Annotated in this window: 18 protein-coding genes and 1 pseudogene; 10 read left to right on the top strand and 9 right to left on the bottom strand. The window is 61.6% G+C overall.

Features of this window, described 5'->3' with window-relative positions; genetic code table 11:
- Positions 1-38: 38 nt before the first annotated feature.
- Positions 39-1,667, bottom strand: a complete 1,629-nt coding sequence (gene treA, locus KGA89_RS12650) for an alpha,alpha-trehalase TreA (RefSeq protein WP_223471706.1) — start codon at positions 1,665-1,667, stop codon at positions 39-41.
- 300 nt (positions 1,668-1,967) lie between these two features.
- Here treA and KGA89_RS12645 point away from each other — a divergent pair, with 300 nt between their 5' ends.
- The 3 genes and pseudogenes from KGA89_RS12645 to KGA89_RS12635 all read left to right on the top strand — a co-directional run bounded on the left by KGA89_RS12645 (position 1,968) and on the right by KGA89_RS12635 (position 5,307).
- Positions 1,968-2,978, top strand: a complete 1,011-nt coding sequence (locus KGA89_RS12645) for a zinc-binding alcohol dehydrogenase family protein (RefSeq protein ID WP_223471705.1) — start codon at positions 1,968-1,970, stop codon at positions 2,976-2,978.
- Positions 2,979-2,995: 17 nt separating this feature from the next.
- Positions 2,996-4,508, top strand: a pseudogene (locus KGA89_RS12640) (UxaA family hydrolase).
- A gap of 91 nt (positions 4,509-4,599) precedes the next feature.
- On the top strand, positions 4,600-5,307 hold the full coding sequence (locus KGA89_RS12635; protein ID WP_038858925.1) for a FadR/GntR family transcriptional regulator: 708 nt from the start codon (positions 4,600-4,602) through the stop codon (positions 5,305-5,307).
- Between the two features lie 111 nt (positions 5,308-5,418).
- Here the strand turns inward: KGA89_RS12635 and uxuA are convergent, their stop codons facing one another.
- The 6 genes from uxuA to KGA89_RS12605 form a co-directional block, all read right to left on the bottom strand.
- A complete protein-coding gene (uxuA, locus tag KGA89_RS12630; RefSeq protein WP_003200863.1) occupies positions 5,419-6,624 on the bottom strand; it encodes a mannonate dehydratase in 1,206 nt (401 codons plus the stop codon).
- A 16-nt stretch (positions 6,625-6,640) separates the two neighbouring features.
- Entirely contained in the window at positions 6,641-8,098 is a 1,458-nt protein-coding gene (locus KGA89_RS12625; RefSeq protein ID WP_038856081.1) for a mannitol dehydrogenase family protein, read from the bottom strand.
- A gap of 17 nt (positions 8,099-8,115) precedes the next feature.
- Positions 8,116-9,408, bottom strand: a complete 1,293-nt coding sequence (locus tag KGA89_RS12620) for an MFS transporter (RefSeq protein WP_003200859.1) — start codon at positions 9,406-9,408, stop codon at positions 8,116-8,118.
- A gap of 78 nt (positions 9,409-9,486) precedes the next feature.
- Positions 9,487-10,518: a Zn-dependent oxidoreductase gene (locus KGA89_RS12615; RefSeq protein ID WP_003200857.1), complete on the bottom strand. Its 1,032-nt coding sequence runs from the start codon at positions 10,516-10,518 to the stop codon at positions 9,487-9,489.
- Positions 10,519-10,572: 54 nt separating this feature from the next.
- Entirely contained in the window at positions 10,573-11,784 is a 1,212-nt protein-coding gene (gene manD, locus KGA89_RS12610) for a D-mannonate dehydratase ManD (RefSeq protein ID WP_038856083.1), read from the bottom strand.
- A 4-nt stretch (positions 11,785-11,788) separates the two neighbouring features.
- The gene (locus KGA89_RS12605) at positions 11,789-12,790 is read right to left on the bottom strand and encodes a sugar kinase (RefSeq protein WP_223471817.1); all 1,002 of its coding nucleotides are present in this window, start codon (positions 12,788-12,790) and stop codon (positions 11,789-11,791) included.
- A 153-nt stretch (positions 12,791-12,943) separates the two neighbouring features.
- On the opposite strand from KGA89_RS12605, the gene kdgR reads away from it, so the two are divergent.
- The gene (gene kdgR, locus KGA89_RS12600; RefSeq protein ID WP_003200849.1) at positions 12,944-13,726 is read left to right on the top strand and encodes a DNA-binding transcriptional regulator KdgR; all 783 of its coding nucleotides are present in this window, start codon (positions 12,944-12,946) and stop codon (positions 13,724-13,726) included.
- Between the two features lie 265 nt (positions 13,727-13,991).
- Here kdgR and KGA89_RS12595 read toward each other — a convergent pair whose 3' ends face one another.
- Entirely contained in the window at positions 13,992-15,548 is a 1,557-nt protein-coding gene (locus KGA89_RS12595; RefSeq protein WP_027912344.1) for a carbohydrate porin, read from the bottom strand.
- Positions 15,549-15,718: 170 nt separating this feature from the next.
- On the opposite strand from KGA89_RS12595, the gene KGA89_RS12590 reads away from it, so the two are divergent.
- From KGA89_RS12590 to KGA89_RS12565, 6 genes are all read left to right on the top strand, one after another.
- Positions 15,719-16,993, top strand: coding sequence for an ABC transporter substrate-binding protein (locus tag KGA89_RS12590; protein WP_038858892.1), 1,275 nt, complete (start codon positions 15,719-15,721; stop codon positions 16,991-16,993).
- Positions 16,994-17,014: 21 nt separating this feature from the next.
- Positions 17,015-17,980: a carbohydrate ABC transporter permease gene (locus tag KGA89_RS12585; RefSeq protein ID WP_223471704.1), complete on the top strand. Its 966-nt coding sequence runs from the start codon at positions 17,015-17,017 to the stop codon at positions 17,978-17,980.
- Complete coding sequence (locus tag KGA89_RS12580; protein WP_003200841.1) at positions 17,977-18,819, top strand: carbohydrate ABC transporter permease; 843 nt, start codon at positions 17,977-17,979, stop codon at positions 18,817-18,819. The genes KGA89_RS12585 and KGA89_RS12580 overlap by 4 nt, the downstream gene beginning before the upstream one ends.
- A 31-nt stretch (positions 18,820-18,850) precedes the next feature.
- The gene (locus KGA89_RS12575) at positions 18,851-19,996 is read left to right on the top strand and encodes an ABC transporter ATP-binding protein (protein ID WP_027912346.1); all 1,146 of its coding nucleotides are present in this window, start codon (positions 18,851-18,853) and stop codon (positions 19,994-19,996) included.
- Positions 19,993-21,495, top strand: coding sequence for a glycoside hydrolase family 32 protein (locus tag KGA89_RS12570; protein ID WP_223471703.1), 1,503 nt, complete (start codon positions 19,993-19,995; stop codon positions 21,493-21,495). The genes KGA89_RS12575 and KGA89_RS12570 overlap by 4 nt, the downstream gene beginning before the upstream one ends.
- Positions 21,496-21,570: 75 nt before the next feature.
- Positions 21,571-22,563 carry a LacI family DNA-binding transcriptional regulator gene (locus KGA89_RS12565; protein WP_223471702.1) on the top strand — a complete coding sequence of 331 codons (993 nt, stop codon included), beginning with the start codon at positions 21,571-21,573 and terminating at the stop codon, positions 22,561-22,563.
- 27 nt (positions 22,564-22,590) lie between these two features.
- Here KGA89_RS12565 and KGA89_RS12560 read toward each other — a convergent pair whose 3' ends face one another.
- Complete coding sequence (locus KGA89_RS12560; RefSeq protein ID WP_003200831.1) at positions 22,591-23,178, bottom strand: TetR/AcrR family transcriptional regulator; 588 nt, start codon at positions 23,176-23,178, stop codon at positions 22,591-22,593.
- Positions 23,179-23,261 lie beyond the last annotated feature (83 nt).

Below are 23,261 nucleotides of genomic sequence, written 5' to 3'. Positions count from 1 at the left end.
CGCGAGCAAGCTCGCTCCCACAGAGATGTGTACGGCATTCACTTGCCCATCAGGGTTGGGGGAGTCGCGCCATATTTACCCAGTAGTTTGAGCGTCACCCCATTCGTCCAGCCGAAACCGTCCTGCAGTTCATATTCGCCGCCTCCCCCGCCGTCACCGCGCCCGGACAGATCGTATTTCTCCACCAGTTTGTTTTCCTTGCGGTAAAGGTTCTCGACCTGCTGCAAGAAGCGGCTGCCAATTTGCTGCGCCAGGGCGGTTTGCCGGTATCGGTCCAGCCCCTCCACCGCGACCCATTGCAACGGTGCCCAGCCATTGGGCTCGTCCCACTGCTGGCCATTACTGACCTGGGTGGTGGCGATGCCGCCGGGGCGCAACAGGCCATCACGTACCGCATCGGCGGTGCGATTGGCATGTTCGACAGACGCCAGCCCCGTATACAGCGGGAAAAGCGTCGCGGCCGTGAGCTGCTGGCGTGGCTGGTTGCGTTGCCAGTCGTAGTCCACGTAGAAGCCTTTGTCGGCATTCCACAAGTGCTTCTCGATGGCACGCTGGCGCAGTTCGGCGCGCCGGCCGTAAGCCTGGACGCAGGGGCTGTTGTGCACCGTCTCGCAGGCTTTGGCGATGGTGTTTTCCAGATGATAGATCAGGCTATTCAGATCCACCGGCACGATAGCGGTGGTGCGAATGCTCGCCAGGTTGTGGCCATCGTCCAACCAGCGCGAGCTGAAGTCCCAGCCACTTTCGGCGCCGGCGCGCAGGTCTCGCCAGACCTCTTCCCTGGGCCGGTCCGGCGCCTGCTCGGCGGTGTTGACATCTTGCAGCCAGGATTCCTGTCGAGGCGTCGGGCTGGCATCCCAATAGCGATTGAGCACACTGCCATCGGCGAGCTTGACCACGTGCCGCTCAGCCGTGCCGGGCTTGAGTGCCTGGGCGCCCGCCATCCAATAGGCATACTCCTTCTGCAACTGCGGCAGGTATCGTCCATAAGCCTGGTCGCCCTCGATACGCGCCTGCAACTCCACCATGTAAGCAAAGAATGGCGGCTGCGACCGGCTCAGGTAGTAGGTGCGATTGCCGTTGGGAATGTGGCCGTAGGTGTCGATCATGTAGGCAAAGTTGTCGGTCATCTGGCGGACCTGGGCCTTATCACCGCTCTGCTCAAGCCCCAGCATGGTGAAATACGAATCCCAGTAATACATCTCGCGAAAGCGTCCACCGGGCACCACATAGGGCTGCGGCAGCGGCAACAAGCTGCTGTAGGCCGGCACCTGGCTGTAGGATCGACTCAGTACCGGCCAGAGGCTGTCGATGTGTGCCTCGATCGGAGCACCGGGCTTGGGAGCCGGGCTTTCGGCTTCGCCGGACTCGATGAAGTTGTCTTTCACGAAAGCCTTGATATCGAAGCCATCGCTGTTACGTCGGGCCAGGTAATCGGCGCGAATCTGCGCCGGGTCACGGTTGGACAGTGCGTCCACGAAATGCTTCTGGTCAGTGAACACCTGCCCGCGTTGCACCGCTTCAAAGAGTTCGGGATAGGCCTGATCGGGGGGGAGATTGGCCCGTCCTTGGGCGTCAGCGTAGCTCCATTTGGCGGGCGGCTGGCTTGAACAGGCCACGCACAGCAGCGCGGCAAAGGAGAGGCTGGCGAGATCGATAGGTCGCATCAGAGGGTCCATCCTGTTTTTCGTTCCTGATAAACGAGTGACCTGTCGGGATGGACCTGGGTTCACTCAAGATGCAGCGCCGGGCGACGTCCAGATTGAATTTGGTCAGTCCAATCAATATTTTTATTAATTGGTCTTGCCAATATTTTTTACGGCGTGTAGTTTCGGGCCAAGGTCATCGGTGCAGGTCACTGCCCGCCTACAACAAAAAAAGAGCCCCGGTCCCGGCAGCCGTGCGCTCACAACCCTCCTCCCGCCTGCAGGCAGCCACTGCCCGTACGCCAGCCAAGGAGCATCAACATGCTGACTGTCATCTGTAACGAACCCGGCTCGTTAACCGCCATCGAACGTGAAAAGCCCCTCAGGAAACCGGGAGAGATCCTTATCCGGGTCAAGCGTGTCGGGGTCTGCGGCACCGACCTGCACATCTTCACCGGCAATCAGCCGTACCTCGAATATCCGCGCGTCATGGGCCACGAGTTTTCCGGGGTTGTCGACGAGACGGACAGCGCCAGCGACCTCGCCATCGGTGATGTTGTCTATGTGATGCCCTACCTTTCCTGCGGGACATGTATCGCCTGCCGCCAGGGCAAGACCAACTGCTGCACCCGCATTCAAGTGCTGGGGGTTCATTGCGATGGCGCGTTCACTGAGTACCTGAGCGTTCCCCACGAGTTCGTGCACAAGGCTGTGGGTGTTTCCCTCGATCAGGCGGCGATGATCGAGTTCCTGTCCATCGGCGCCCACGCTGTGCGGCGCTCAAATGTCCAGGCGGATAAACGTGCGCTGGTGGTCGGCACCGGCCCGATCGGCATGGCCGCGGCGATCTTCGCCAGCCTGCGTGGGGCGCAAGTCACTGTCCTGGATACCCGTGAGGATCGTCTTGCGTTCTGCAAGCAACACTTGGATATCCACGCCGCCGTGCACATCGGCGAAGGCGACAAGCAGACCCTGGCTGAACTGACAGGGGGTGATTTCTTCGACGTGGTGTTCGATGCCACCGGTAACGCACGGGCCATGGAGCGCGGGTTCGAGTTCATCGCCCATGGCGGCACCTATGTGATGATTTCGGTGGTGCGGGACTCCATCACCTTCTCCGACCCTGAATTCCACAAGCGCGAAGCCACGCTGATGGGCAGCCGTAACGCCACCCAGGAAGACTTCCGCCACGTCGAGCAATGCCTGCGCGACGGATTGATTCCGGATGCGGTCCTGAACACCCACCGACTGACCCTGGGCGACGTGGCCGATTCATTCTCCACATTGCTCGACCCCAGCCAGGGTGTCGTCAAAGCCATCATCGAGTGCTAGGAATCGGAGGACGCCACATGAACCCGCCTTCTTCTTTGCTTGTGCTGGCACCGGGCGATGATGTCGCAGTGGCCCGGGGCGATATCGCCAAAGGTCAGCACGTGAGTGCCGACGGCATCACACTGACCGCCAGCCAGCCGGTTCCGTCCGGCCACAAGATCGCCCTGCGCACGGTGTTGGCCGGCCAACGGGTGCTCAAGTACGGGCAGACCATTGGCCAGGCAACCCGGGACATCGAACCCGGCGATTACGTCCACGTGCACAACCTGGACATGTCCGCCTCCAATGCCGAACACCGTGTACGGAACGTCTATGTGCCCACCTCGTTGAGCAATGATCCCGCTACGTTCGAAGGTTACGTTCGTGAGGATGGGCGCGTCGGTACACGCAATTACATCGGGGTCATTTCCAGCGTCAACTGCTCGGCAACCGTCTGCAAACACATCGCCAATGCCTTTTCTTCTGACCGCCTGAAAGACTTTCCCAATGTCGATGGCGTCGTGGCGATCACCCACGGCAGCGGCTGCGGCATGGGCGCCAAGGGTGAAGGCATCGACATCCTCAAACGCACCTTGCGCGGCTATGCCGATCACGCCAACTTCGCCGGCGTGCTGTTGATCGGCCTGGGGTGCGAAGTCAACCAACTGACCCCGTTGATGAATGAACTGGGAGATCGCCGCGCTGTGCTCAAGGCCAGCCTGATCATTCAGGAAGAAGGCGGTACTCGCGAAGCCGTGCGCCGTGGCATCGCCCATATTGAAGCGATGCTGCCGGTCATCAACCAATACCAACGGTCGACCGTGGCCGCCAGCCACTTATGCGTCGGTTTGCAATGCGGCGGCTCGGATGGTTACTCGGGCATTACGGCCAATCCGGCACTCGGCGCGGCCGTGGATCTGTTGGTGCAGCATGGCGGCACCGCGATTCTTTCGGAAACGCCGGAAATCTATGGGGCCGAACACTTGCTGACGGCCCGCGCGGCGTCTGCTGAAATCGCGGAAAAATTGATGGAGCGGATCCACTGGTGGGAAGCTTACGTGCGCCACAACGACGGCGATATGAACAACAACCCTTCGCCGGGCAACAAGGCCGGGGGCATCACCACCATTCTGGAAAAATCCCTGGGCGCCGTGGCGAAAGCCGGTGCGACCGGGCTGATGGGCGTCTACCAATACGCTGAAACGGTCGATACCGGGGGCCTCGTGTTCATGGACACACCCGGCTATGACCCGGTGTCCGCGACCGGCCAGGTGGCCGGAGGCGCGAATCTCATCTGTTTCACCACGGGCCGCGGCTCGACCTACGGTTGCAAACCCACGCCCTCCTTGAAGATCGCCACCAATACTCGCCTGTTCCAACGCATGGAACTGGATATGGATTTCAACGCCGGCGGCATTGTCGGTGGCGCAGGCGGGAGAGCGGTTGTTCCGACTGATGCTGGAGACGGCGTCCGGACATCGCACCTGCAGTGAGGAAAACGGCTTGGGCGATAACGAGTTCCTGCCTTGGCAGATCGGCGCGGTGATGTGAATGGCAGAGTCACTGCAACCCTTCCCCACATAAATGAACACCATCAAGCGCCTATGGTAGCCTTTGCGGATTCTCCGATGGACGCCACCCCATGGTCTCACCGATCAACACCGCCGAGCGAAAGCCGTACCAGAAAATCGCCGATCAACTGCGCAACTACATCGCCCAGGGGGATTTCAAAGCAGGCTCCAGGCTTCCCCCCGAGCGTGACTTGACCCAACTGCTGGGGGTTTCCAGGCCGTCGCTGCGCGAGGCGCTGATTGCCTTGGAAATAGACGGCGACATCGAGATCAAGATGGGCTCCGGCGTGTACGTGCGCGCCAAGCCCAAGGACGGAAAGAACCCGAGCATGACCTTGGGCGAGAGCCCGTCGGAACTGATGCAGGCGCGCGCCTTGATCGAAGGTGAGTCGGTGATCCTGGCGTGTTTGCATGGCAAGAAAAGCGACTACCGCTATTTGCAGGACTGTATCGATGCCATGCGCGCAAGCATCGCCAATGGCCTGCCTCCGCTGGAGGATGACCGTCGCTTCCATCAGCGCCTGGCCAAGATGAGCGGCAACTCCGCCCTGGTCCGGATCATCACTGCGCTCTTTGATGAACGACACAACCCGATTTCGGCTCACCTGAGCAAACACTCGGAGAATGCCCTGACGTGGGAAGCTGCGGTCGTCGAGCATGAGGCGATCCTGCACGCCGTAGCCAACAAGGATGTGCTCGGCGCCCAAACCTCGATGCGCCAGCATCTGAGCCGTTCGGAGAACCGCTGGCTGCAAGCGCTGGAACCGGAAGGGGCTTGATCGTTCCCACGCTCCTGCGTGGGAATGCATCCCGTGACGCTCTGCGTCACACCCCGGAAGCGGAACGCGGAGCGTCCCTGGCGACACTCCCACGCAGGAGCGTGGGAACGATCAAAGATCGCAGGCTTCGCCAGTTCCTACAGAGCTCAGCTGTTGCCGCACCGCCAGCTCCACGCCGCGAATTTCCGCCAAGCCCTTGAGACGGCCGATCAGCGAGTAGCCGGGATTGCTTTTGCGCTGTTGATCGTCAAGCAATTGATGCCCATGGTCTGGACGCAGCGGCAAGCGCGGGCCACCTTCGCGCTCACGTCGGCGCTCTTCAGCCACCAGGGCGGCGATGACCCCGACCATGTCGACGTCACCATCCAGGTGATGGGCCTCATGGAAGCTGCGTGGGTCGGTTTCCCGGCGAGTTGAACGCAGGTGAGTGAAGTAGATGAACGGCGCAAAGTGCTTGGCCATCGCCACCAGGTCGTTGTCTTCACGCACACCATAGGAGCCGGTGCAGAACGTCAGGCCATTGGCCGGGCTAGGCGCCGCGTCCAGCAGCCATTGGGCGTCTTCGGCAGTGGACAAGATGCGTGGCAAACCGAGCAGCGCCCGGGGCGGGTCGTCCGGGTGGATCGCCATGCGCACACCCACCTCCTCCGCGACGGGGATCACCGCGCGCAGGAAATACCCCAGGTGTTCGCGCAACGTGGCCTCGTCGATGTCGGCGTAGGTACGCAGCAAGGCACGGAAGTTGTCCAGGCTGTAGTGCTCCTCGGCGCCGGGCAAGCCCGCGATCAGGGTGTTGACCAAGGTTTCACGCTGGGTCGGTGACAGTTGTTCGAAGTAGGCCTTGGCTTGCTGGATATCCTCGGCGCTGTATTCGGCCTGCGCAGCCGGGCGCTGGAGGATGAACAGGTCAAAAGCAGCGAATGCGGTTTGATCGAAACGCAGTGCCCAACCGCCATCCGCCAGCTCATAGGCCAGGTCGGTACGCGTCCAGTCCAGCACCGGCATGAAGTTGTAGCAGACGATATCGATGCCGCAGCTCGCCAGGTTGCGCACGCTTTGCTGGTAGTTGGCGATGTATTCGTCGCGCCGCCCACAGCCGCGCTTGATGTCTTCGTGCACCGGAATGCTTTCCACCACCGACCAGCTCAAGCCGGCCGCTTCGATCATCTGCTTGCGCGCCGCAATGGCCTCCACTGGCCACACCTGGCCATTGGGGATTTCGTGCAGCGCGGTGACGATGCCGGTCGCACCGGTTTGGCGAACGTCCGCCAGGGAAATCGGGTCTTTGGGGCCAAACCAACGCCATGTCTGTTCCATGTTATTCTCCTTGTTATCAGTTGGGTGCAGCAAGGGCGGGCAACAGGCTGTCCACACCATCGCGGACCAGGGTGCGATAGGCGCGGTGCACGGCATCGCGAAACTCTGCGCGAGCCGCCAGCTGCAGCGGGAAGACTTCATCCAGGTCGAGGAAAGCATTCACCCGCGATGCGCCCTCGAAGCGTCCCGCAAGATCGGCAAAGGTTGCGCTCAGCGGGTCGTCGATCACGTGCATCGACTGACCAGGCAACGGCTGCGTGCAGTAGTGAATCCAGGCCGCAATGCCCAGGGCGGTACAGTCGATGCTGCGCCCTTGGTCGAGTAATTGCTGCGCGCCGAGCAACCAGCGTTGCGGCAGTTTCTGCGAGCCGTCCATGGCGATCTGGCGCAAGCGATGTTGCAGGCTGTCGTTGGCAAAGCGCGCCCGCAGGTCGTGGGCATACACCGAAAGATCGATGCCGGCCGGCATGTCCAGGGTGGGTGCGGCTTCCTCGGCCATGTAACGCTCGAGGAGGCGCGCCAGCTTCACGTCGCTGACAGCGTCGAAGACCGACTCATGGCCGGCCAGCAGCCCCACGTAGGCCAGCAATGAATGGCTGCCATTGAGCATGCGCAGTTTCATGGTTTCAAACGGACGCACATCGTCGACCATCTGCACGCCTTCCACTTCCCAGTCCGGGCGGCCGAGGGGAAAGTGATCCTCGATCACCCACTGGCTGAAACTTTCACAGACCACTGCCGCGCGGTCGTGGCAGTCCAGTTGCTGCTCCAGCCGACGGAAGGACTCGTCGTCCATGGCCGGCACGATGCGATCGACCATGCAGCTGGGAAACGCCACCTGTTGCTCGACCCACTGCGCCAGCGCCTCATCCTGCAACGCCGCCAAGGCGCTCACCGCCTGGCGGGTGCGCTGGCCGTTGTCGGGCATGTTGTCACAGCACAACACGGTGAAGGCCGGAATGCCTGCCGCGCGACGGCGACGCAAGGCCTCAAGGACAATGCCGGGGGCCGAGCGCGGCGTTTGTGGCTGCTCGATGTCATGGGCAATCGTCGGATCTTCGCGGCGCAACTGCCCGGAGGAAGGGCTCAGGCAGTAGCCTTTTTCGGTGACGGTGAGCGTGACGATCCGCGTTTGCGGCGCAGCCATGCGCTGCAGCAACTGCTCCAATTCATCACCGCCCTCGCCCACATACAAGGCCTGGCGCAACACCCCGATTTCACGCAGGGTCACCTGCTCGCGGTCGCGGTACTCGGCCACATGGTAGCGGCCGTCCTGCTCGCGCAATTGCTCGACCAAGGTGCGATTGGAGCGCAGGTTGGCGCTGCATAATCCCCAGTCACTTTCGCCATGGCGATTGAGATGGCGTTGCAGGTAGACCGCCTGGTGCGCGCGGTGAAACGCGCCCAGGCCCAGGTGCACGATACCGATCTGCGCTGCAGTCCCGGTGCAAGGTACACGTTTCACAACAGGCATCGACTCACTCCTTCTGTTCAGGGATGGCCCAGGGCCGAAGCGGGTTGCGAGCTTTGTGCCGCCGCGTTGCCGGTATCGGCCACCGACAGCGGTTTCACGTAGCGCGCCACACACACGGCACCGATCACGGTCAACAGCCCCGCCAGCAGGAATGCACTGGTGAACGAGCCGGTGAACTGCACCAGGAAGCCCGTCAGGGTCGGGCCGACAATGCCCGAGGTGTTAGCCAGGAAATGCATGAAACCGCTGACGCCGCCCACCCGCGCCGCCGGGACGGTGTCCTGGATGATCGCCCAGTAGATGGCACCGGTGAGGTACAGGAAGAACACCGCCAAGGCGACGAGGATGACCGCCGGATACAGGGTCTTGACCATCCCCGCACAGGCGATGCAAACGGCGCAGGCCAGCAGGCAGGTCACCAGCACCACCTTGCGGGAGAACATCATCTTTCCGGTTTTCTTGAACACAAAGTCGGAGATGAAACCGCCCAAGGCCAGGCCGAGGAAACCCAGCACCCAGGGAATGACCGTGGCGATGCTCATGTCCTTGACGTTCAGGCCGTGGGCCATGGTCAGGTAGCTGGGGAACCAGGTCAGGAAGAAGAATAAGGTGTAGTTATAGGAAAAGAACGCCAGGGAGGTGAACAGCACCGTTGGCTGCTTGAGGTAGAAGCGCAGTGGGAACACCGGTTGTGCTGCCAACTCGCTTTGCCCCTCGGCCCGCAGAATCTCCTCGGCACCCTCGCCTTCTGGCCTTTCCTTGACGAACTTGAACCACACCGCCGCCCAGACCAGGCCGATCACCATGATGATGATGAACGACATCTTCCAGCCGTAGGTGACGGCGATAAAGCCCACCACCGGACCGGAAATCGCCCCGCCCAGCGGCGTGCCGGACATCGAGGTGCCAATCGCCCGCGCCCGGCGCTTGGGGGTGTACCAGTTGTTGACCATCTTGCTGGTGGTGACGCTCAGCGGTCCTTCACCCATGCCGAACAGGATCCGGATAAGTACCAGCGAAGCGAAGCCCACCGTCAACACGGTGAGGCCGCTGAACAACGACCACAGGACCATGGCCAGCAGCAACGTGGTCTTGGCGCCGTAGCGGTCGGCGGCCCAGCCACCGATGAAGTTGAAGGCGGCATAACCGACGAAGAAACTACTGAAGATCATGCCCATCTCACCCGTACTCAGACCGTAGTCTTTCTGGATGAAAGGCGCCGCCACAGACAATGCCGACCGGTCGAGGTAATTGATGACCCCGGCCAGGAACAGCATGATGATGATTAAGCTACGTCCTTGACCAAACATGGTGGAACCTCCCGCTTGTTGTGTTTATTCGGTGAGGGTGCCCATGACAGGCACGATGAAACCGGTGGTACAGACAGCTCAGGGATGGGCGTTCGTCAGTTCCACCAGTATTTTTCGGGTTTGCTCGGGATGTTTTTCGATCAGGTCGATGGCGCCAGGCATTTCGTCGAAGCTGACGCGATGGCTGATCAGGTCCTGGACCTGCAACTTGCCACTGGCGATCAGTTCGATCACCCGCGGGAACTTGCGGTTATTGAGCCGCGAGCCCACCAGGGTCAGTTCCTTCTTGATCATTTCCAACTGCACCAGATCACTCGGCGTGGCATTGAACCCCAGCAACCCGATGCGCCCGGCCGGCGAAGCCAGGCGCACCATCTGCGGCATGAGTGCCGGAATGCAGGCGGCATCGACAATCAACGGCACACCTTCACCCTGAGTCAATTCACGCATCGTGGCCTCGACGTCGACTTGCTGGCCGTTGAGGGTCCGGCTGGCGCCCAGCGCCCGCGCCGTCTCCAGGCGGCTGTCGATGACATCGGTCACGGTGATGTCGGTCAATCCCAGCGCCCGGGCCATCTGCACCAGGGTCAGGCCGATCACCCCGGCACCGTAGATCAGCACGCTGTCGCCCGGATGAGGCTGCATCCGATCCAGCACGTTCAAGGCAATGGAATAAGGCTCGACCAGGGCGCCGTGGCTGAGGGACATCGAATCGGGCAAGCGGTGTGCGTTCTCGGCCGGTACGCACACCTGCTCGCTGAAACCACCGTCACGATGCACGCCGATCACTTGCAGGCGGGTGCAGACATTCGGTCGGCCAATCCGGCAGGGATAACAGGTACCGCAACTGATCACCGGATCGACGCACACTCGGTCACCCACTTGCAGGTGTTCGACACCGTCGCCGACTTGCCGGACCACCCCGGAGAACTCATGGCCGGTGACACGGGGGAAACGCACGAATGCGTTCTGCCCATGAATGATGTGCATGTCCGAGCCACAGATGCCGGCATACGCCACATCGACCTGGACCTCGCCTCGGGCGAGCTGCGGTCGGTCGACCTCGGCCAACCCGAACTCGAAGGGTGCTCTTACCTGGAACGCTTTCATCGGGTCACTCCTGACGGGACATTCGCCCCGTTTGCTCAAAGGGTTAAAAGCGTTTCACCAATGCCACAGCGTGCCGTCTTCAAGACGGTTGACCGGCAGGCTGGCGCGCTTGTAGGGGTATTGGCGGGCAAGGTCTTCATCGATGTCGACGCCATGTCCCGGTGTTTCGCCCGGCGTGAAATGGCCGTCCTCGAAGCGATAGGCATGGGGGAAGACTTCATCGATGCGGTCTTCGTGAGGCATGTGTTCCTGGATGCCGAAGTTGGGCACCCAGGTATCGAAATGCAGGGCCGCGCCCATGCACACCGGTGAAAGGTCGGTGGCGCCGTGAAAGCCGGTGCGCACCTGGAACAGCGCGGCGAAATCGGCAATACGCCGCACATGAGTAATGCCGCCGGCATGCACCAGCGTCGTGCGGATGTAGTCGATCAATTGTTCCTGGATCAACTCGCGGCAGTCATGGATGGAGTTGAACACCTCGCCAACGGCCAACGGTGTGGTGGTGTGCTGGCGAATCAGGCGAAAGCTCTGCTGGTTTTCGGCCGGCGTACAGTCTTCCAGCCAGAACAGGTTGTACGGTTCCACGGCCTTGCCCAGGCGCCCGGCTTCGATGGGTGTCAGGCGATGGTGCACGTCGTGGAGGATATGCAAGTCGTCGCCAAAGCGTTCGCGCACGGCGGCGAACAACTTGGGGACGTAGTTGAGGTATTTGGCGGTGTCCCAGACGTGTTCGGCGGGCAGGTCGCTGTCGGCCGGCTCATAGCGCTCACCGCTGCGCTTGGCGACGCCGTAGGTGGTGGCAATGCCGGGCACACCGCATTGCACACGCACGGCTTTATAGCCCAGCTCGACGTGACGGGCGACTTCGTCCAGGCACCCTTCGATGTCCTTGCCGGTGGCATGCCCATAGACCATCACCCGCTCGCGGCTCTTGCCACCGAGCAACTGGTACAACGGCATGTTCGCGGCCTTGGCCTTGAGGTCCCAGAGCGCCACGTCGACGGCGGCAATGGCGGTCATGGTCACCGGCCCCCGGCGCCAGTACGCACCGCGATACAGGTACTGCCAGATGTCTTCGATGCGGTGAGCGTCGCGGCCGATCAGCGCGGGCAGCACGTGCTCCTCCAGATAAGCGACCACCGCCAGTTCGCGGCCATTCAACGTCGCATCGCCAATGCCGTAGAGGCCCTCGTCGGTGACGATTTTCAAGGTGACCAGGTTGCGACCCGGGCAGGTCACGATGACGCGCGCTTCAACAATTCTCATAAAGTCAGACCTGTGCAACAGAAGGGAGTGAGGACGTGCCCATGTTCGGCATCGCCGCTTGGGGAATCAGCGCACCTCGGTATTGGACGACCTGGGCAGCCAGGCGATGGCCCCAGCGGGCGGCCTGCTCTGGATCGCCGCCACGCAGGCGACAGGCCAGGTACGCGGCGTTGAACGAATCACCGGCAGCGGTGGTGTCGATGACATGGACGACGGTTTGCGCGGGTATTTCGAAACGCCCTGTCGGGCACTGGATCAAACAGCTGGCGGCGCCGCGCTTGAGGGCCACCTCGCGAACTCCCGCCTGGGCGTAGGCACTGAACAAGGCCTCCGTGTCGCGATAGCCGAACAGGGCCGCGTCATCTTCCCAGGTGACCAGGGCCAGGTCGGTCATCTGCAACAGGTCGCGGTAGGCCTGCCGGGCCGTTTCAGGATCGGGCCAGAGGTGGGGACGGTAGTTGTTGTCGAAGACGATGCGCGTGCCGGCTCGGCGCGCCAGGTGCAAGGCCTGGATCAGGCGTTGGCGCCCTTCTGGCGTGAGGATCGCCAGGCTGATGCCGCTCAGGTAGACGTAGTCGTAATCAGCCAGTGCTTCGAGCATGACCTCTGCCTTGGGGCCCTCGAACATGCGCCGCGCCGCCGCTTCCCCGCGCCAGTAAAGGAAACGCCGCTCGCCGTGGGGATCAGTCTGGATGAAATACAGCCCCGGCAGCGCGTCTTCGATCACGCGGACATGGGCATCACCGATCCCTTCGTCCAGCCAGGAGCGGCGCATGGCAACGCTGAACGCATCGCAGCCCACGGCCGTCACGTAGTCCACGGCCACTGCGCCACGCAGATTCAATCGCGCCAGGTAGACCGCGGTGTTGAGCGTATCGCCACCGAAGGTCTGCGTGATCGCGGCACCCGGTTCACCGCGCATCTCGATCATGCATTCCCCCACCAACGCCACCTTCATCGGGCGGGCGAAGCGGGTCTCTGGGCCATGGTTAAGCGTTACATCCATAATCAACGCGCCTTTCTTGTTTTTAAAACGGCGTTTCATTTTTATCTCAAGGCCCGAGTCTAGTCAGATTTGCCGCCTCGTCAAGCAAAAATGAAACAGCGTTTTGTTCTGCTTGCGTATATCCTTGGGTTTTACTTTCACGTTGGAGCCTTCATGGACAACAGCGTCATTCCAAACAACGATCTGGTGTCGGCGGTTGGCCGGACCATGGCCGTGCTCGAGGCACTGGCCGAGCATCCGGAAGAAAGCGGCGTCTCGGAAATCGCCAACAAGCTGGACATGTCCAAGGCCACGGTCTATCGCTTCCTGCAGTCGCTCAAGGCGCGTGGGTATGTGGTGCAGGACGCCGAGGATCGCTATCGCCTCAGCGTCCGGCTGTTTGAACTGGGGGCCCAGGCCCTGCCCCACCTGGACATCGTCCGGGAAGCGGAGCCGGGTATGCGGCGGATCAACGAGCTGACCGGCGAAACCGTCCACCTGGGGATTCTCGACGAAGGCAGCATCGTCTACGTGCACAAGATCGACTCCAAGTACAACCTGCGCATGTACTCGCGCATCGGCCGGCGGGCGCCGTTGTACTGCACCGGCATCGGCAAGGTGCTGATGGCCTGGCTTGAAGAAGAGGAGTTGCTGGCGCACTTGGCGCAGGAAAGCTTCGAGCGTCGCACGGCCAATACCTTGACCAGTGCCGAAGCGTATCTGCAGGAACTGGAGACCGTCCGCCAGCAAGGCTATGCCGAGGACCATGAAGAGTTCGAAGACAACATGCGTTGCCTGGCGGCACCGATCCGCGACCGTTTTGGCCATGTGATCGGCGGGATGAGCGTTTCATTTCCCTGCTTTCGCTTCAGGGAAGAGTTGAAGCAGGACTACGTCAAGCAACTGATGCAAGCCACCCAACAGATCTCAAGCCAGTTGGGCTGGCATGCGCGGTAATACCCATCAGTCAAGCAAAGCCCCTGTGGGAGCGAGCCTGCTCGCGAAGGCGTCGGCAGACCCAACATCATTGCAAACTGATCCACCGCTTTCGCGAGCAGGCTCGCTCCCACAAGGGGTGTGGCGTACGCAAGGTCTGTGAGCAACTCGGTAAACCTGTGGGAGCGAGCTTGCTCGCGAAGGTGTCGGCACACCCAACATCATTGCAGGCTGATCCACCGCTATCGCGAGCAAGCTCGCTCCCACAGGTTTCAACTGGCCGGCATCAGAACCAGGTTTCCATCTGGATGCCGTACTGCCAGACACCGCCGGCGTTGAAGTCAGTCTTGCCGAAGGAGTCCGTGGTGCTGTACCGGTCCAGGTCCGACGACCAGTTCATGACGCTGGCGAACAGGCGTAGCTCAGGACGCGTGAGCAGATCGCCCAGGTCAGGCTTGAAGGTCGGGGCGACCGTGAACTTCCAGAAGTTGCCGTCGACCGCATTGCGTTGCAGGTAACCCTTGGGGTCCAGCTTCATGGTTTGCCAGCTCATCTCGTAGGCCATCTCGAAATTGCTGTTGATTTCATTGGCCAACCGCACGTTCAGGGTCATCCAACGGTAGTCGTCGCCCTTGACGTAGCGGTCCTTGCTTTGTTCAGCCAGCAGGCTCGGGCCGATGCGCCAGCCGGACGCTATAGGGGTCTCGCCGTAGAGCGCCAGACGCAGGGCACGAGCATCATCGATCAGCTCGCCATCCGAGCCAACGTTCTTGACCTCAGCCCCCAGGCCCTGCCCATAGAGCAGCGCCGTCTTGAAGAAGCCTTCGCGGCCGAAAAAGTTTTTCTGGTGATTGGCGACCATGCTGTGCAAGCCGGAATCGGCCGGCGTCAGCCCCGCCTCGTTGGTGCGGGTAGCAAAGTCGTTTTTCTTCGAGCCGATGGCGTTGAACATCCACTGCCACTGGCCACCGTCGAAAAACTGGTTGGACGTCAGGATGTAGCTTTCCACATCGGCATTGACGCCACCCTCGCTGAAATCCCCGTAGTTGCGACCGATCAATGAGTAGTTCGAGCGCCAGTCCTTGGTCATCTGTATATCGTAGATGCCGCCACCGGTGCCGGCCAGATAGACGACGTCGGAGTCCAGCCAGTGGATGTCGAAATTGTCCCGATCGAAGCGCTTGCCGGCCCACAGGGTCGAGTTTTCGAACATCGAATTGCCCTTGAATGCCGCGAGGTGATCGAGTTCGGTAAACACCTGGCGCACGTTCAGGTTGCTTTCATCGGCGGTCCAGTCGTTGGAGCTCTCCACACCATCGGCGATGGACACCGTGAACTTGGAGTGGGTGCCGTTCTGCGCGTACTGCTCTTTCGACAGGTCGATGCGCATGTAGGTGTCGTCCTCGTTGCCGAGTCGCCCGACGGCGCCACCCACAGAACCGGCCGGCGTGGTGTACGGACCGCCACGACCACCGCCCAACCCATCATTGATCAGCAACCCGGAGCGAGCATAGCCCTTGAAGCTGAAGCCGTCGGTAAGGTGTGCGCCACTGCCCTGCTTCGCCGTGCTTTGCTGGCTGGCTTCGAGTTTTGCCAGGCGAGCATCGAGCGTGGGGACCGTAGCAGCGGACGCCACCGGTTGTGTGGCGGGCGTGGCGAGTTTGAGTTGCTGCAATTCCCTGGCGAGTGCCTGGGTTTGCTGTTCGGCGGCGGCTGCGCGTTTTTCCGCTGCGCTGGCACGGGCCTCGAACGCGGCCATGCGCTCTTCCAGAGTCGCGGCCTGAGAAGTGGTCGCCGCGGCGCCGAGCACGCCTGCGAGTAGCCAGCTTGATGCTTTCTGCATGTGGATTTTCCCTGTTTTGTTTTTATTGTTCTGTTGCCGCGACCGGCCTTTTTCGCCCAGGTTCTGAATTGTCAAACCAAAGGAAAAAAAGGATGCCTCATCGCAAATACACTGCTACATTTGGCGATGTTAACGTTAACTTTTCTAAAAACAAAAATAAAGAGGGCTTTATGAAACAGCTCAAATCGATCCTTCCAGCGGCACTGCTCGGCCTGTGCGTCGGGTTTCCATCCCTCTCCACAGCCGCCAGCCTGACGATTTCCTGCGGTGCCGTGGGTGCTGAATTGCAACTGTGCAAGGAGGCCGTCGAGGCGTGGTCGAAGCAGACCGGCAACAGCGTCGAAGTGGTTTCCACGCCTAACTCGGCGACCGAGCGGTTGTCGTTCTACCAACAGATCCTCAGTGCGCAATCCAGCGACATCGACATCATCCAGATCGACATGGTGTGGCCGGGGATGCTTGCCAAGCACTTGATGGACCTGCGCGAGGTGCTTCCTGCCAACGCGACCCAAGGTTACTTCCAGGCCCAGGTGGACAACGCCACGGTGAACGGGCGCCTGGTGACCATGCCGTGGTTCACCGACTCGGGGCTGCTGTATTACCGCAAGGACCTGCTCGAGAAGTACAACAAGCCCGTGCCCCAGACCTGGGAAGAAATGACCACGACTGCCAGGGCTGTCCAGCAGGCCGAACGCGATGCCGGGAACGCCAATGCCTGGGGTTATGTATTCCAGGGGCGCGCCTACGAAGGTCTGACGTGTAACGCACTGGAGTGGATCAGCAGCCAGCCGCAAGGCGGGCTGGTCAACGCGCAAGGCAACATCGTGGTCAACAGCCAGGCCTCGAGGGCCGCATTGACCCTGGCCAAAAGCTGGGTGGGAGACATCTCCCCGCGTGGCGTACTCAATTACACCGAGGAAGAAGGACGCGGCGTCTTCCAGTCGGGCAATGCGTTGTTCATGCGTAACTGGCCTTATGTCTGGGCCCTGGTGCAAAGCCAGGACAGCGTCGTGAAGGACAAGGTCGGCGTCGCTCCCCTGCCCCGCGGCGGCGCGACGGGCACCCATGCGTCCACCCTCGGTGGCTGGGGCCTGGCGGTGTCGCGCTACAGCGCCAACCCCAAGCTCGCCGCAGAACTGGTGAGCTACCTGAGCAGCGCCCAACAGCAGAAACACCGCGCCCTGGTGGGTGCCTACAACCCGGTGATCGAGTCGCTCTACCAGGATCCCGAGTTGCTCGCCGCCATGCCGTACTACAGCCAACTGCGCAGCATCCTCAATGATGGGGTCATGCGCCCTGCTTCAATCACCGCCGACCGCTATCCACGGGTCTCCAATGCGTTCTTCGATCAAGTGCACGGCGTGCTGGCGGACGAACGGCCGGTCGATCAGGCGCTGGCCGAACTGGAAAGCGAACTCACGCGCATCAAACGCCGGAACTGGTAAGCCACAAGGAAGGAAATCACCATGTCTGTCTCCACTACACTCGCCCCCGGCGACGACGAGTACCTGCTCACTCGGGAAACGCCGGTACAACGCCGTCGCGTTCGCGCCGCCTGGCTGTTCCTGAGCCCGATGTTGCTATGCCTGGCCCTGGTGGCGGCCTGGCCGCTGCTGCGCACATTCTGGTTCAGCCTGACCGACGCCAGCCTGGCCGACACGGGCGATGCAAGCTTTGTCGGCTTGAGCAATTATCTGTATCACAGCAGCGCCGGCTGGTCGGGCATCCTGGTCGATCCACAGTGGTGGAACGCGGTGCGCAACACCTTGCATTTCACCGTGGTGTCAGTGGGATTGGAAATCGTACTGGGGCTGATGGTGGCGTTGCTGCTGAACGTCAAGTTCACCGGACGCGCGGTGGTGCGGGCGTTGATCCTGATCCCCTGGGCGATCCCGACCATCGTCTCGGCGAAAATCTGGTCATGGATGCTCAACGACCAGTTCGGCATCATCAATCACCTGATGCTCGGCCTCGGCCTGATCGATGCGCCCCTGGCCTGGACAGCCGACGCGGACCTGTCGATGTGGGCAGTGATCATCGTCGACGTCTGGAAGACCGTGCCTTTCGTCACGCTGCTGATGCTGGCGGCCTTGCAGATGTTGCCCAGCGACTGCTACGAAGCCGCCAGGGTCGATGGCATTCACCCGGTGAAAGTGTTCTGGTGGGTCACCCTGCCGCTGTTGATGCCGGCATTGCTGGTGGCGGCGATCTTTCGCATCCTCGACTCCTTGCGGGTGTTCGACGTCATCTATGTGCTGACCTCGAACTCATCGAGCACCATGAGCATGTCGGTCTATGCCCGCCAGCACCTGGTGGAATTCCAGGACGTCGGTTACGGCAGCGCCGCTTCGACCTTGCTGTTCCTGGTCGTGGCGGTCATCGCCATGACTTACCTGTACCTCGGACGCCGTCAGCTGGAGGTTCGCTCATGAGCCCGCGCCTGCTGAAAAAAGCCCTGCTGCGCACCGGATTCTGGTGCCTGATCGGGATCTTGCTGCTGTATGCGGTCTTCCCGTTCTACTACGCCATCGTGACGTCGCTGAAGCCGTCCAGCGCATTGTTCCAGGTGAGCTACTGGATCGACAACCCCGACTTCTCCAACTATGCCGCCGTGCTGAGCCAGGCCTCGTTCCTGCGGGCCATCGGCAACTCGCTGGTGGTTGCGCTGAGCGTGGTCGCGCTGGCGTTGTTCCTCAGCCTGACCGCCGCCTATGCCCTGGGCCGCGTGAAGTTTCGCGGCCGCGGCGTGGTGTTGATGATGGTCCTGGGCGTCTCGATGTTTCCACAAGTCGCGGTGCTGTCGGGATTGTTCGAAGTGATACGTGCCCTGGGCCTGTACAACACGTCCTGGGCGTTGATCCTGAGCTACACGATTTTCACCCTGCCCTTCACCGTCTGGGTGCTGACCACCTTCATGGGCCAACTGCCTCATGAACTGGAAGAGGCCGCGATCATGGACGGTGCGTCACCCTGGGTCACGCTGACCCGCGTGCTGTTGCCGCTGCTCTGGCCGGCACTGGTCACCACGGGGCTTTTGGCCTTCATCGCCGCCTGGAACGAGTTCCTGTTTGCCCTGACCTTCACCCTGACCGACTCGCAACGCACGGTCCCGGTCGCCATCGCGCTGATTTCCGGCGGCAGCCCACATGAACTGCCTTGGGGCTTGCTGATGGCGGCGTCGGTGCTGGTCACGGTCCCATTGGTGATTCTGGTGCTGGTCTTCCAGCGCCGCATCGTTTCCGGCCTCACTGCCGGCGCGTTAAAGGGTTGAGGCCCAACACAGACAAGAAAGGAACAGCATCGTGATCAAGTTGAAGCTGGACAACGTGAACAAACAATTGGGCGGCGCACGCATTCTTCGCGACGTCAGCCTGGAAATCTCGGCGGGTGAATTCGTGGTTTTCGTCGGCCCTTCGGGCTGCGGAAAGTCGACCTTGCTGCGACTGATCGCCGGACTGGATTCGATCTGTGACGGCGACCTGCTGATCGACGGACGCCGGGTCAATGACCTGGAACCGCGCGAGCGTGGCGTCGGCATGGTGTTCCAGTCCTATGCGCTATACCCGCACATGAGCGTCTACGACAACATCAGCTTTGGCCTCAAACTGGCAAAGACCGAAAAGACCAGCCTGCGCGAGCGAGTGCTGAAAACCGCGCAGATCCTGCAGTTGGACAAACTGCTGCAGCGCAAACCACGGGAACTGTCGGGTGGACAGCGCCAGCGGGTGGCCATGGGCCGGGCCATGGCGCGGGAACCGGACATCCTGCTGTTCGACGAGCCGCTGTCCAACCTCGACGCCTCCTTGCGCGTGCAGATGCGCAACGAAATCGCCCGGCTGCATGGACGACTGGGCTCGACCATGATCTACGTGACCCACGACCAGGTTGAAGCGATGACCCTGGCCGACAAGATTGTCGTGCTCAATGGCGGCCGCATCGAGCAGGTCGGCTCGCCACGCGAACTCTATGAGCATCCGGCCAGCCGCTTTGTCGCCGGTTTCCTCGGTTCGCCCAAGATGAACTTTCTGCCGGCGCACCTGCACACCCCAGGTGAAACCAGCCAGATCGACAGCCCTTTATTGGGCATGACGCCCCTTCCCTTCGACAGCGCCCACCTGGCGGCGAACAGCCCATTGACCTTGGGGATTCGCCCGGAACACGTGTCGCTCAAAGCGGCGCAAGGCAGCGCCGGCATCGTCGTGGTCGGGGTCGAATACCTGGGCAGCGAAACCTACGTGCACCTGGAGTCAGGCGAGGATGAACCGTTGATCTGTCGCTGCGAAGTCAACGCCGGATGGCGAGTGGGCGATCGGGTTGAACTGCAACTGGCGTTCGGCAGCGTGCATCTGTTCGACGCGGATGGCACGGCCTTGAGACGCCATCCTGCTGTTATTGAAGTCCTCCCGGAGGACGTCCCGCAGCGCTCGCCAAAAGCAGGCGCCCTATGACTGTGTCTGTGAATGCCATGAATGCACCCATGCCCTCCCCCCTTGAACATGCGCAGCAGGCGCTGAGTGAAGGTCAGTCTCGTCTCATCGACGATTATCGACCGGACTATCATCTGGCGCCTGTCGCGGGCTGGATGAACGACCCTAACGGCGTGGTGTTTTTCCGTGGCGAATATCACGTGTTCTACCAGCACCACCCTTTCGATGCCAAATGGGGGCCAATGTATTGGGGGCACGCCAAGAGCGCCGACCTGGTCCATTGGCAGCATCTGCCCCTTGCCCTGGCGCCAGGCGATGACTTCGACCGCCACGGCTGTTTTTCCGGTAGCGCGGTGGTGTGTGGCGACACCCTGGCGCTGATCTACACCGGGCACACCTGGCTGGGAGAAGTGGGTGACGAACGCTTTATCCGCCAGGTCCAGTGCCTGGCCACCAGTGACGACGGCATCCGGTTCGTCAAGCATGGCGCTGTCATCGAGAACGCGCCGCAAGAAACGATCATGCACTTTCGCGACCCCAAGGTCTGGCAGGAGGACGGCTATTGGTACCTGATTGCCGGCGCGCGCCTGGGCGACAAGCCGCTGCTGCCGCTGTACCGCTCCACCGACCTGCACACCTGGGAATTCCTCGACTACGTGTCCAGCGGCAATGAGGGCGATGGCTACATGTGGGAATGCCCGGACCTGTTTCACCTCAACGGGCGCGACGTGCTGCTGTACTCCCCCCAGGGCATGCAAGCCGAAGGTTACGAACGCCTCAACAAGTACCAGACCGGTTATCGCATTGGCCGACTCGACAGCGAATGGCACTTCACCGGCGGGCCGTTCATCGAACTGGATAACGGTCACGACTTCTATGCCGCGCAAACGCTGGAGGCCGCCGATGGTCGGCGCCTGGTGTGGGCTTGGCTGGATATGTGGGAAAGCCCGATGCCGAGCCAGGCTCATCACTGGTGCGGCATGCTCGGCTTGCCCCGCGAGCTTGAACTGCAGGGCGATCGCCTTGGCGTGTTTCCGGCACGGGAACTGACGGCGCTGCGCCAGGCGCCGCTGCCGAGCGTCGCACCGTGGGGCGAGTCGGGCAGCTGCTGGGTGCCGCAAGTGCAGGGCGACAGGATCGAAATCCATGTGCATCTGGATCTGCTCGGCTGCACCGAAGGCCGCCTGGGCGTCGCCTTGCGCTGCAGTGCCGATGAGCAGGAACAAACCCTGCTTTATTACGACGCGTCACTGCAACGCCTGGTGCTCGATCGCAGCCGCTCGGGTGCGCAAGTGAGTGGTCAGCGCAGCGTGTCGATCGAGTCGACGCAAACACAACTGCACCTGCGGGTATTTCTCGATCGCTCGTCCATCGAGGTGTTCGAGGAAAACGGCCGCTTCAGCTTCAGCAGCCGCCTCTATCCGCGGCCCGACAGCCTCGGGGTGAAGCTGTTGGCGAACGGGACTGGCGGGCGCGTCGCCATTCCCAAGGCCTGGCCGCTGGACTCGGGCTGGCTGTGAGTACCGTCATTCGAGTCGCGAGAAGCCCAGGGCCTGTGTCATGATTCTGCGTCAACCTGACTGGCCGCACTTCGCATGACTTCCGTGAAAGACGTTGCACAGCTGGCCGGCGTATCCCTGATGACGGTTTCGCGCGCGCTCAACACGCCGGAAAAACTGAGCCCCGAAACCCTTCAGCGGGTACGTCGCGCCATTGAGGAACTGCAATTCGTACCGAGCCTGTCGGCGCGCAGGATGCGCGGCGACAACCTGCAGGCGCGCACCATTGGTGTGTTCGCACTGGACACCGCGACCACGCCGTTCGCCGTCGAGTTGCTGCTGTCCATCGAACAGACCGCGCAGCAGGCAGGCTGGAACGTCTTCATCCTCAACCTGTTGAGCAACCCGCCCACCGACCAGAACATCGACCTGATGCTGTCGCACCGCCCCGACGGGTTGATCTTCAGTGCCATGGGATTGCGCCAGGTGAGCATTCCCGAGCGACTCAAGAGCAAGCCGCTGGTGCTCGCCAATTGCCTGGCCGATGACAGCCACCTGGTCAGTTATGTGCCGGATGATGAAGCCGGGCAGCATCGAGCCATGCAGCATGCGTTGAGCCAAGGCTATCGGCGCCCGCTGTGTATCAATTTACCGAGGAAGAGTCTTGCCTGGGGCCTGCGCCAGCAAGGCCTGCAACGCGCCTGCCAGGCCGTCGGGCTGGCACCTGAAGCACTCCTGCAGTACGACCTTTCCGATCACGACGCCTACGGTGAAACCGCCGCCATTCTCGACCGGCATATCGTTGACGGCCGTCCGCAATTCAACATCCTGGTCTGCGGCAACGACCGCATCGCCTTTTGTGCCTATCAGCTGTTGCTGGGGCGCGGCCTGAAAATTCCCGACGACGTCGCGGTGCTCGGCTATGACAACATGATCGGCATCGCCGAACTGTTCATCCCGCCACTGACCACGGTACAACTGCCGTACTACGAGATCGGTCGCCAGGCGGCCCGGCACCTGATCGAGAACCTCGAGGTATCGGGTGCCCAGCCGGTGGATTGCCCGCTGGTGGTCAGGGCGTCGCTATAACGCCAATCGGCATCCGGCGCCCTGCCCTCAAGGCTGCTTCGCGGGCGACGGCGGCAGCGCCGCGATGATCCGGGCGCGGCATACCTCGAGGATTTCATCGGCCAGCGCGGAATCGTCCGGGCAGGCACGCGACAACATGATCGCACCGACGGCATGCGCCAACATGTCGAGCATTTTTGCCCTGATCGCTTCCTGCGGCGCGTCTTGCCCGGCCTCGTACCGGCTTTCGAGCGCGGCCAGCGTGTTTTCGATGCCGTTGGCAAAGGTAGCCTTCAGTTCGGGCGATTGACGGGCAGCGTCGCCACACAGTGCCGCCATGGTGCAACCGCCACCCCGGCCGTCACGGTGGTCCCTGGACACGTAAAGATCGACGAAATCAGCCACGTCGATGCCCGCATTGTCGGTCAGCGACTGCGCAAGGCTGCTAGCTGCCGCTTCGGCCATCAAGTCGGCCTTGGAGCCGAAATGCTTGTAGAACCCGCCATGGGTGAAGCCGGCGGCCGCCATCAGGTCCGCCACACCCACGCCGTCAAAGCCTCGCTCGCGAAACAAGACAGAGGCCGTCTCGACGATGTGCTCCCGATTTGCCTGGGCCTGGGCCTTGGTCACCCTCATTTTTTCACTCCCTCGTGCTGCTCGAAATCATGCTCACATCATACATAGATGTCGAGCATAATCAAATTCGTTGACAGTTTAGA

The sequence above is a fragment of the Pseudomonas sp. A-RE-22 genome (assembly GCF_019956035.1).
Taxonomy (GTDB): Bacteria; Pseudomonadota; Gammaproteobacteria; order Pseudomonadales; family Pseudomonadaceae; genus Aquipseudomonas; species Aquipseudomonas brassicacearum.
Note: the sequence above shows the minus strand (reverse complement) of the source record. Positions and strands in the feature narration are given on the sequence as shown.